This is a genomic window from Cupriavidus sp. 05N40, from assembly GCF_056397305.1.
Map to the genome: position 1 here is coordinate 1 of NZ_JBFTND010000241.1, position 10,246 is coordinate 10,246.

12 protein-coding genes and 1 pseudogene are annotated in these 10,246 nt (G+C 61.4%); 2 read left to right on the forward strand and 11 right to left on the reverse strand.

The window, feature by feature from the left end:
• From AC1DO7_RS35640 to AC1DO7_RS35665, 6 genes are all read right to left on the reverse strand, one after another.
• The coding region (locus tag AC1DO7_RS35640) for a pilus assembly protein (RefSeq protein WP_477117196.1) at positions 1-3,198 on the reverse strand (3,198 nt) is incomplete at its 3' end.
• Between the two features lie 54 nt (positions 3,199-3,252).
• Complete coding sequence (locus AC1DO7_RS35645) at positions 3,253-3,798, reverse strand: PilX N-terminal domain-containing pilus assembly protein (RefSeq protein ID WP_441623481.1); 546 nt, start codon at positions 3,796-3,798, stop codon at positions 3,253-3,255.
• Between the two features lie 3 nt (positions 3,799-3,801).
• Positions 3,802-4,839, reverse strand: a complete 1,038-nt coding sequence (locus tag AC1DO7_RS35650) for a PilW family protein (RefSeq protein WP_441623483.1) — start codon at positions 4,837-4,839, stop codon at positions 3,802-3,804.
• On the reverse strand, positions 4,836-5,426 hold the full coding sequence (gene pilV, locus AC1DO7_RS35655; RefSeq protein ID WP_441623485.1) for a type IV pilus modification protein PilV: 591 nt from the start codon (positions 5,424-5,426) through the stop codon (positions 4,836-4,838). Before pilV ends, AC1DO7_RS35650 begins: the two co-directional genes overlap by 4 nt.
• Positions 5,423-5,911, reverse strand: a complete 489-nt coding sequence (locus AC1DO7_RS35660; RefSeq protein ID WP_441623487.1) for a GspH/FimT family pseudopilin — start codon at positions 5,909-5,911, stop codon at positions 5,423-5,425. The genes pilV and AC1DO7_RS35660 overlap by 4 nt, the downstream gene beginning before the upstream one ends.
• Before the next feature lie 3 nt (positions 5,912-5,914).
• The gene (locus tag AC1DO7_RS35665) at positions 5,915-6,337 is read right to left on the reverse strand and encodes a type IV pilin protein (RefSeq protein WP_441623538.1); all 423 of its coding nucleotides are present in this window, start codon (positions 6,335-6,337) and stop codon (positions 5,915-5,917) included.
• Between the two features lie 340 nt (positions 6,338-6,677).
• Here AC1DO7_RS35665 and AC1DO7_RS35670 point away from each other — a divergent pair.
• Together AC1DO7_RS35670 and AC1DO7_RS35675 are read left to right on the forward strand one after the other, a co-directional pair.
• Positions 6,678-6,794: pseudogene (locus tag AC1DO7_RS35670) on the forward strand (IS110 family transposase); the annotation flags it as partial.
• Positions 6,795-6,956: 162 nt separating this feature from the next.
• The gene (locus AC1DO7_RS35675) at positions 6,957-7,157 is read left to right on the forward strand and encodes a hypothetical protein (protein ID WP_441623489.1); all 201 of its coding nucleotides are present in this window, start codon (positions 6,957-6,959) and stop codon (positions 7,155-7,157) included.
• A 275-nt stretch (positions 7,158-7,432) separates the two neighbouring features.
• On the opposite strand, the gene arsH is transcribed toward AC1DO7_RS35675, so the two are convergent.
• From arsH to AC1DO7_RS35700, 5 genes are all read right to left on the reverse strand, one after another.
• Positions 7,433-8,197 (reverse strand): arsenical resistance protein ArsH, encoded by a 765-nt coding sequence (gene arsH, locus AC1DO7_RS35680; RefSeq protein ID WP_441623491.1) that lies wholly within the window; start codon positions 8,195-8,197, stop codon positions 7,433-7,435.
• Positions 8,194-8,619, reverse strand: coding sequence for an arsenate reductase (glutaredoxin) (arsC, locus tag AC1DO7_RS35685; RefSeq protein WP_441623493.1), 426 nt, complete (start codon positions 8,617-8,619; stop codon positions 8,194-8,196). Before arsC ends, arsH begins: the two co-directional genes overlap by 4 nt.
• Positions 8,620-8,668: 49 nt before the next feature.
• Positions 8,669-9,385: an aquaporin gene (locus tag AC1DO7_RS35690; protein ID WP_441623495.1), complete on the reverse strand. Its 717-nt coding sequence runs from the start codon at positions 9,383-9,385 to the stop codon at positions 8,669-8,671.
• A gap of 3 nt (positions 9,386-9,388) precedes the next feature.
• Complete coding sequence (locus AC1DO7_RS35695; RefSeq protein WP_441623497.1) at positions 9,389-9,883, reverse strand: arsenate reductase ArsC; 495 nt, start codon at positions 9,881-9,883, stop codon at positions 9,389-9,391.
• A gap of 42 nt (positions 9,884-9,925) precedes the next feature.
• Positions 9,926-10,246, reverse strand: a 321-nt coding sequence (locus AC1DO7_RS35700; protein WP_477117197.1) for a low molecular weight phosphatase family protein, incomplete at its 5' end; no start/stop codon positions are given.

Sequence of the window (10,246 nt, forward strand, 5' to 3'; positions counted from 1 at the left end):
GTAGATGCGCTTGCGCTTGCCCACGCCCGCGATATTGATCTTCTGAGCACCTAGTGCCGAGGTGGCGTCGCCACCTCCGGCTCCGGTCTGGTTACCGCCACCGAGCAAAACCGGCACAACGGTAGCTGTCGTGCCGCTGCCAATCGATACCATGCCGAATACCGGCGAAGGCGGAAAACCGCCGCCATCCAGGATAATCGAACGTTGTGGGTTTTGGCCTGATGCCGTAAGGAAGCTGAAGGAATAACTCCGGGCGATGCCGAGATTGGGGTAGCACATGCCCGCCTGAGGCACTGCTGGTGTATTTGTGCCAACGGTGGTATTTCCGGCCACGGTGAGCGGTGCATTCACTGCTTTCTCGCCGGGATTGCTGAGCGTAATGTAGAAGCCCGAACCGGTACCGTCGTACTTGGCAGTGGTGCTCGTATTGTTGACGAGGAGCGCCTCTGTGATGGGAGTCCAGGCGGCCGGCATGCCGCTTAAGTTGGTATCCTTCAGCATGTAGAGGCGATTGACCACGTTGTAAGCAGTCCCCTGCGTGGTCGAGGCCGAGTACAGAGGATGCTCGCGGTCACCCGTTCCGGCCGTAATGGCATCGTAGGTAGCAGTGGAAATGACGTCGGGTGCATAGAAGAACTTGCGCGCGTCATTCGTGTTGGATGCGCCGCCGAGTGCAGCGAGCTTGTTAAGCGTCCAGTTGGCAGGCGCATTGCCCGCGGTGGTTTCAAAGTCGGCTCTCCAGAGATTGCCGCCGACGTCGCCAACGTACAGGCGTTCGATATAACCGTCGCCATTACGGTCGAGCACAGTAACATCCGACGGGATGGCCCGGGTCAGGCCTGCAACCGACAGGCATGTACCGCTCATACCGCTACAGTTAGGCAGCGCGCTCCACACAATGGCACCACTGGCGGCATCGAATGCCACGATGCCGCGCCCCATGCTATCGACGCCCGGCGACGGGTCGCTATCCTCGGCCGAGTCATAGCCCGCGCCCATCACGACCAACGGGTTGGCGTAGCCGCGCACGCGCATGATGCGCGGCTGGGACCAGGTCTGGCCGAGTTCGGGAATATCAGCATTGGAGCGTTTCCACAGGAAGCGCGGATTGACGGGATCGGTCACATCGATTGCATAGATCAGCCGCCCGCCGCGGCGTGCCGTCAGGTAAATGACCACGCGAGGATTGGCCGCGTCGCGCAAGTCCTGCATCACGGTGGTACTTCCGTCGAAGAAGTAATCCCGTGGCGCCGGAGCGGGAGTGATACCGGCAGGCGTGGTCGAGAGCTTCACCTCCGGAGAGTTGGTGTAGAGACGGCTGAGCTTGCCAAGGAACTCCGGTGCGATGAAGCCCCATAGCTCGCCGCCCGGCCTCACGCTGCCAATGCCCTGCGTTTGGTTTCCGTTGATCGCGTGGAACACGCCATCGTTGGTGCCGTAGAACACCACGACTCCCTTGCTGCCGCCATAGTTGATGACAGCCGGCCGGGAATGCAGTACGTCTGCGTGGATCGAACTGCGCACGGTCACCGACCCGCCGGGACCCGGCTCCGCTTCGGTGCCGGCCAGACTGGTGGAATCCGAAGCGGCGACGTCCTGGCCGCGTACCCAGGCGATAAGCTTAGGCAATTCGGTGGCGGTGATGGTGGCCGCGCCGCTGGTCCCCGAGTTGATAATGGCAAGGCCGCCGGTGGCGCTCGCGTCCTTCAGCCACGCATTGGAACTATCGAATGACGGCATCGCCCCGTTAGTCGGGCAACTACCCGCGCCATTGCAGGTTATCAGTTGCCGGCCGGTCTGGCTGGTCAGCAACTGTGCGCGCAGCATCTCGCCCGCGCCTCCTTTCTCCACAACCTCCCCATCAGGGAAATCAAGTCCCCACCCGACACTGGACGGGCTGTTCTGCCAGTATCCTGTAGCAGGCCAATTACTGACCGCGCTGGCCCCATAACCGGCCGCGCCGAAGGAAAGCGGCGGCTCCGTCGTCCAGAAGCCGACAGCGTTCGGAGAGATGAAGCCCGTCGATGCGTTGCTGATGGCAGCGTTGCCCTTGGCATCCTGCAGTACGATGTTGCCGCCGGTGTCATAGCCGATCTGATACTGCTTGAGATTGCCTTGCCACCGCGGTGCTGCGGTGGCATCCGGGCGGAACATACCCACATAGACCTGGTTGAGGAACTGACCTTGGGCATTGACGGAGGCCGGAAGGCTGACCGAGGCAAACACGCTATTGATGGCCTGCACCTCGTTGAAGATTTGCAGCAAGGCCGACGTCAGCCCATTGACGTCACCGAGCTGGACCACATATGTCTTGCCGCCGCCATTGGTCGCCATGCTGCTCGCGAACTGGACATAGTCAGGGTTTTTGCTATCGGTCACCGCGATCGTGTAGGTCACGATGTTCTGACGGTTGGCCATGTTGCCCTGGACGTCGGTCTGGTACATGAAGCGAGCCCATTCGTCGCCCCAATTACTCTGGTATTTGTTGTTGGGAGCGGGAATGACAATTTGCTGTTGCTGAGCTGCAGTCGCGCCTGCTGCAACCAAGGCATCGGTGGCAACCTGGCCTGTATCTTGCGGCTTGCCGTTGTTCACGGCGTTAGCGATATAGATGACAAAATTGCGCTGACACGGATTGTCTATGGGCGAGGTGTACTTGGTGCCGGACAAGCCAGTCTGGCCGGCATAGTAAGCCCACGACTCCTGCATACCACCGCCGACCTGCGAATTATTGGAGTTGTCGGCCTGACGGTCGATTGTCTTCACATAGGTCAGGAAGCTGTCGACCCCGCTACTGTCCATCACCGGCAACTTATAGGGAGCCGCCGACGGGAACTTGAACTTGCCGCCGTTGTTGCTCCCGGAGCCGAACATCATCACGCCGAGATTGAGGTTACCCAGCAGTGAGGGGCTGGTCTTGATCGACGACACCGCGTTGTAGAGCGCGCACTGCTCGGCACCGACGTCCTTGCCTGCATTATTGCTGGAGACGACCCCCGATGTGGAGCAGGTGAAGCTGGCCGACGCATCCCAGGTCGATGCATTGTCGAGCAGGATCAGCACATTGGGCTTGCCGGCCAGGGGCTGCAAACCAGTGTACAGATCGATGTCCTCCGCTTTTGCCTGGTGCAAGGCGGACAGCGCGAGTAACGCGGCGATGGCAATGCGCGAGGCGGCGTGTTCAGCGAATTGACGCATTGTGGGTCCTGAGGTCAGGGGGTGAGGCAATCGAAATCTGGGTTGACAGCAAGCTTACGGGCATGCCGTGCCGACAGGCACGCGCACTGAGATGCCTTGGTGCAAGGTGGTGCTGGCGGCTGTGGCGGCGCTATCGCTGACGCTGGCCTTTATGTCCCATTGCGTGGCGTTGCACAGTGAATTTCCGCCACCGCCTCCGGATGCCGTCAAGATGCCGGTGTCCTGGTTACCATTGCCAACGAAACAGGAGACGTCGTCGGCATTGGACGTATCGAGGTCCGCATTCCTTACCGGCTTGCTGGTCTGGCACACCGGCGCGGCGACCTGCGCCGTATAGTCAGCGCTACCGTCGCCGTTCACATCGACCGGGACGCTAGCAGCGGCTGCCGCCGGGTTGGCGGTGAAGTCCTTGCTAATGACTTGCTCGATGCCTTGCTGCGCGGCATTCTGCGCCTCCACCCCGTGCTGCTGATTAGCGGCGACCTTCACATTGACGACACTGGAGCTGACCAACGATATCGTCATCAGCAAGAAGATAACAAGGAAAATTAGCGTAACAATCAGAGTGGCGCCGGACTGCCGGCGCTGTGCGATTAGCATGACTTACTCCCGGCGGCCAGCCACATTGGCCAGCCTTGCCACCCGGGCGTAGACATGGCGCTTGTAGCCGTCGTTGAACGGGCCACTGACCGTGGGCCGTCCGAGATCATAGGTGCGGCTGTCTGCCCAGCCGAGCGAGGTCCGCCGCGTGCGGGCAAGGACCTGAATGCGTACAGAAGTGACGTTCTGCCAGTTAGTGAGGGCAGTTGCCCAGTCGTATGCAGGTACCGAGGTGCAAATGGCGCTGTTGTTCACACCAGGGTCGCCGACGTAGCAGTCGGCGGAGCCGTTGCTGTCGAGATCCACGCCGTAGGACAAGTGCATATCCTGAATGCCTTGCGCCACCGAGCTGACCTGGAAGGCTCCGCCGGACAATTCCGCCATTTTCAGCGTCGGTACGCCGTCGCCAGCGCCGGAACACACATCGCAAGCTGCAAGATAAAAGATACGGACTACAGCCGCGCGCAACTCCGCGGTAATAGCCGGGTCACATGCCTTGGTGCGCATGGTGAAGGCCGGAGCGCTGGCACCGAACACGAACGATGTAGCGTCGTTGGAACAGTACGATACCTGCATATAAGGTTGCCCGACGGTGGCCGCCGCCGCGGGCGTCGTCGACACGCGCCTTATCACAAGTATTTCCGATGCCGGAGCCAAGTTCGGCAGGCATGGGGCCACAGTACCCGGTGCGTAGCCCTGAAGGCCGACAGGCACCGTCCCCGGTGAGTTGACGAAACCCAGCGCGCCCGGCGATGTAGCGCACAGCGCGGGGCTTGCCACGGTTGCGCCACTGGCTACGCTGGCGGCGCCGAAAAAACCGGCAAGCTCGACTTCACGACCCACGATGTCTACCACATAGCGCCCGTTTTCCACCTGCTCGGCACTATTGGAGAACTCTGAGCGCGACCGCGTGGTGGAATAATACAGACTCCCCAGGGCAGTCAAGAGCAGTAGCCCAAGTGTCATTCCGACCATTAACTCGATCAGCGACATGCCGCCCTGCCGGAGGCGCTTCGCAATCGCGGTGCGCTGCCGATTCACGAGAGAACTCCAATGCGTACCTGAATGCTTACCGCACGGCGATAGCTGTCATTGCCGAATTGTCCGTTGCCGCACGGCAGCGTCGGCGCGGTCGTCTTTGCAAGGCCCTGCCAGGCTACCGTGATGCGGTAGATCTGGTTTGTAGCATCAAGGGCTTCGATACAACCGATTGCACCAATCATGGCACCTACCGTCGCTCCGCCATTGCTCTCCGCGCTGCCAAGCAATGCTGCCCCCCAAGCTGCCAGGTCGGTACTTGTGATGGATTGCTGTGCAGCGGTGCCGACTGTGCAAGTTGGAGCGGGAACGGTGGCGCTGCCCGCCTTGGTAATGGTGGCGCCACTGGCATAGCAGGCTGCAGCCTGGCGGTTAGCATTGAGTCGGGCGGCCATGTCCTGAAGCAATGTCAGCGCCTGCACGCGCTGATAAGATTCCATTTCCGATTGGCTGGAGCGGGCAATCAGGCCTGCGGTACCCAGCAGCGCCACGAGCAGGATGACGACCGAGATCAAAACCTCGATCAGGGTGGCGCCGCGCTGCGCCGACTGGCGCAAGCGCTTACACGCATGGGGTGAGCGCGAGTTCATGTACATGTTCCGGATACCAGAGCGACGCGGCCGGTTCCGCTTACCTGCACGCAGATCGTCGTGGCTGCCTGAGGTGATACCGACGGCGCCACCTGGAACGTCAGGCTGCCGGCAGTGGGCCTCCCGTCGTTACCGACCGATAGGGAGTTGCCCGCGCTGCTAGTGATCGAAATGCCGTCATATGGACCGAAACTGCGCACCTTTTCGGTGCCGGCGGCCACGGCCCAACCCCCGGCCCAGGCGCCGGAGGCGGCCATGGTGACACTGCTGTTGCGCTTGACTGCCTCGCTGCGCGTCAATGTCAGCGCGGCGGAAAGATCCAGCGAGGCGTTGCGTGCGCGTTGTGTCACGATCAGGCTCGAGAACGATGGGGCCGCAGCAAACGCGATGATGGCAAGCACCGTCAACGCTACCAGCAGCTCTATTAGCGTGAATCCGCGATCCGCGACGGCGCTGGCTATATTCGATGCATGAGTATTTCGCATGGGCTATTTCCAGCAATTCGAACCCGTTCCGGAGACGCTCTTGTCCCCGGTATTCGACAGCGTCAACGTTCCACATGCCGCGTCGTTCGTGGCTTGGGTGCCCTGAGGGGCCGCCGTCAGGGAATATCCGAGTGGCGGGCCTGCGACCGCAGTGACCGTGATCTGGTAGCTGGGGGAAACTGTGCTGGGAAGACTGGCATAGCCGAGTGCGGCCAGGCTGGTGGCATAGGCCCGGTTGTCCACCAGGAAGCGCTCCTGCATGCTGGCGACTTCCAGCAGGAACGACTCCGCCGCTGCGCGATGGGAGCGCACAACGAATTGGATATAGGAGGGATAGGCAATGGCGGCAAGGATGCCAATAATTGCCACGGTGATCATCAACTCGATGAGTGTAAAGCCACCCCTGAGCCGAGCCTGGCGACCCAAGCCGCCGCACCCCGTGACTACCCCCAACTCCCGAAATAGCCGATGTTCTCGGCCATATCGCACCGCCGGGCTTCTGTGGCCCATGCTCGCGCTCCTTATCTTTTTTGCCCCGGATGACCCAGTTCCGGAGACGCTACGCGGCGAGTGTAGTCGCGAATCCACTCATGGTCAAAGGACTCTCGTTTTCTTGGCTCATCGAGCGTTGCACAGGATCCACTGCAGGGCGCGACTTGCCCTCGCGTACCCTAAAGCGCTTTGCATCTTTGGCGACTTTCGAGGGACGAAAAGTATTGTGCACCCAACAAATCACAATTCATGGGTCGCAGGATCTTTAATGCCGTACGTCAAGCCTTTCGTGAAGGGAAATAAGAATTATTTCGTGAATTCCGGAGCAATCTGCGCAGCAGCCGCCTGGCCGGCCATGCGTTTCGTTACGCCAAAGTCGGAGGCTCAGCAGGGCCCACAATGCGCCATCACAAGGAGACACCCCATCGAACTAAGATTCCAATGCAGATCGATCCGATAAAACGGGATACCCCCGATCCCGGGTTCACTATTTATTACAAATGAGCGGGATTGCGACCGATATACTCCCGCGAAGGTCCCCAGAAAAAGAGTTATGAAATCCATTTTGTTGTTGCTGATCGCCTGTGGCGCTTTGCTTAGCGGCTGCGCCGTGCTTCCTTACGACGATGGCTACGGCGGTGGCCAAGGCAATGGCTGCCCTCCCGGTCAAGCCAAGAAAGGGAATTGCCGGGTTGACCAGTATGGGAACGAGTCCTTCTGCCCGCCTGGGCAGGCGAAGAAGGGCCGCTGCTGATTTGAGCGCGCGGCGATCACATCGGCCTCCTTTGGCGCGCTTTGCGCGGCAGGCGCTGCATATCGACCGTCGGCTGTGCCAGCGCGTCGATTTGCTCGCACGGCCACATGCGCCCGGTGTCGCGCATCACAGATGTGCGTTTGTCTTGCTGCCGGTCCAACCTCTTGTCGATTAGTCCGTTGCAGCCTATCAAGAAGAGATGACTCGGAATCCCTATGTAACGGCCCCGAGTCGGGCCACGAGACTACCAGTCGGCGAGTTCGCCATGTTCTGTCCTACTCGACTTCGCCGTCGTCGGTGTCTGCGTCAGCCGCGTGCCGCTCGTGGTCCATCGCCGCGGCAGCCAGCGCCGCCGCGTGCGCCGGGGCCGCCTCTTTGCGCTCGCTGTAGCGGTCGGTCAGGTAATCGGACCGGTCCCGGACCAGCAGCGTGAACTTGTACAGTTCCTCCATCACATCGACCACACGGTCGTAGTAGGAAGAGGGCTTCATCCGGCCGGACGTGTCGAACTCCTGGTATGCCTTGGCCACCGACGACTGGTTCGGGATCGTCACCATCCGCATCCAGCGGCCCAGCACGCGCAGGGCGTTGACCGCATTGAAGGATTGCGATCCACCGCAGACCTGCATCACCGCCAGCGTGCGGCCCTGCGTCGGCCGGATGCCGGCGTGTTCCAGCGGCAGCCAGTCGATCTGGTTCTTGAAAACCGCCGTCAGTGTGCCGTGGCGCTCAGGGCTGCACCAGACCTGACCTTCGGACCATTCGGATAGCTTGCGCAGCTCCATAACCTTCGGATGGTCGGCGGGCACGCTGTCGGTCACCGGCAGGCCATGGGGGTCGAATACACGCGTCTCCGCGCCGAAATGCTGCAGGATGCGTTGCGCTTCCAGCGTCAGCAGCCGGCTGTAGGACGTCTCGCGCAGCGAGCCGTAGAGCAGCAGGATGCGAGGCGGGTGCGTGCTGACACGCGCTGGCTCGAGCTTCTGCAGGTCAGGCGTGTCGAGCACTGACGGCACGACATTGGGCAATGCAACCGTCATCGCGTGACCCTCTGACCCTGTGCGTCGATGACGACCTCGCCATCCTCCTTGGTGAACGGACCCTGCTGCGGCGACGGCAGAATGTCGAGCACGAGCTCCGACGGCCTGCATAGCCGGACGCCGCGCTCTGTCAAGACGAACGGCCAGTTGATCAGGATCGGATGCGCGAGCATCGCGTCGAGCAACTGATCGTCGGTCAATGCGGGATCGGCAAGGCCCAGTTCCGCGTACGGCGTCCCTTTTTCGCGAATCGCTTCACGCACGGTCAGGCCGGCTTGCGCGATCATCTGCTGCAACTTTGCACGCGAGGGCGGTGTCACCAGATACTCGATGACTTCGGGCTCGATGCCTGCATTGCGGATCATTGCTAGCGTGTTGCGCGACGTGCCGCATTCAGGATTGTGGTAGATCGTGACAGACATTGTGTTTCCTTGGTGGGCCTCGGCCCTGTATTACTTGCCAGTTCCCGTATCAATCATCGCGCGTCGCGTGCTGGCCAGACGCCTCGATGACGTTCGGATGCCCGGGCGCGTCTGGACGTGGCAGCAAGGCGGTATGGACCAGCAGCCCGATACCGGCGCCGATCAGTTCCGCGAACATGAATCCGGGCACGCTTGTCGGTGCAATGCCCGCAAAACTTTCACTGAACATCCGTCCGAAGGCGGCTGCCGGATTGGCAAAGGAAGTCGAAGCCGTGAACCAGTAAGCCGCGCCGATGTAGCTGGCTACCATGGCCGGGGCCCGCCCGTCCGGTGCGCGCAGGATGACCAGGATCAGCCCGGCCGTCGCCACGGCCTCCGCGATCCATTGGCCTGGCCCACTGCGGAGCTTGGAAGAAAGCTGAAGGATGCTGACGTCGAACATGGCATGTGCCAGCCAGGCACCCAATACCGCGCCGGTCAACTGCGCGACGATGTACGGAACCAAGGCAGATCTCGGCAATTCAGCCCGGAGCGCCATCACGATGCTGACCGCCGGATTGAAATGTGCACCGCTGACTGGGCCGAACACCTCGATGAGGACGTAAAGTCCACCGACCGTGGCCAGTGTGTTGGCCAACAGCGCAACGGCAACGTTCCCGCCAGCCAACCGCTCGGCCATGATGCCTGATCCGATTACCACCGCAAGCAGCAACGCCGTACCGATGAGTTCCCCGGCGATCTGGCGTGGCAGATCAATCTTCGTCATAAACTAGCTCCGCGCGAGACGCTGCAGGGTCTCTTGCAACTCCGCGTCGGTCATCTCATCGATTGGCAGCAGCAGCAACTGCAGCATCCGGTAGGCGATGGCCTGCCGCGTCAGTTCGAACGCGAGCCGCTTCTTCTCGTCTCCCCCTTGCGTATTCGACGGATCCGGATAGCCCCAGTGCACCTTGACCGGGCTGCCGGGCCAATAGGGGCATTCCTCCTCGGCGGCGCTATCGCAGACAGTAATGACAACGCGCATCTTGGGCGCGCCTTCGGCGACGAACTCGTCCCAGTTCTTGCTGCGGAAGTCGCTTACGTCGACCCCGGCTTCGCGTAGCACGTCGATGGCGAACGGGTTGGTGCGGCCGCTTGGCGAACTGCCAGCGCTGTAGGCGCGCATGTCGCGGCCAAATTGCTTCGCAAGATGGTTCAGCATGCCTTCGCCGAGCACGCTGCGTGCGGAATTGTGGGTACAGAGAATCAGGACGTTCGTAGTCATGGGGGCAGCAAAAAAGTTAGGGGTCGGGCGAGAGAGACGCTGTCAGCTCGTTCCGATGTCCCGCACGGCCTTCTGGAGCGCGACGGCGTCCAGCTTCGGCAAGGGCAGCGACAGGAACAGTTCGATGCGACGCTTCAGCGTGATGGTGGCGTCGTTGATGGCCTGCTGCTTTTGTGCATCGGTACCTTCGCATGCCGCGGGATCGGGCACGCCCCAGTGCGCGGACATCGGCTGGCCGGGCCATATCGGGCACAGCTCTCCGGCGGCCTTGTCACACACGGTGAAAACGAAATCGAGTTGCGGGGCGCCATCTTGCGAGAACTCATCCCAGCTTTTGCTGCGGAGCCCCGCTGTATCCAGTCC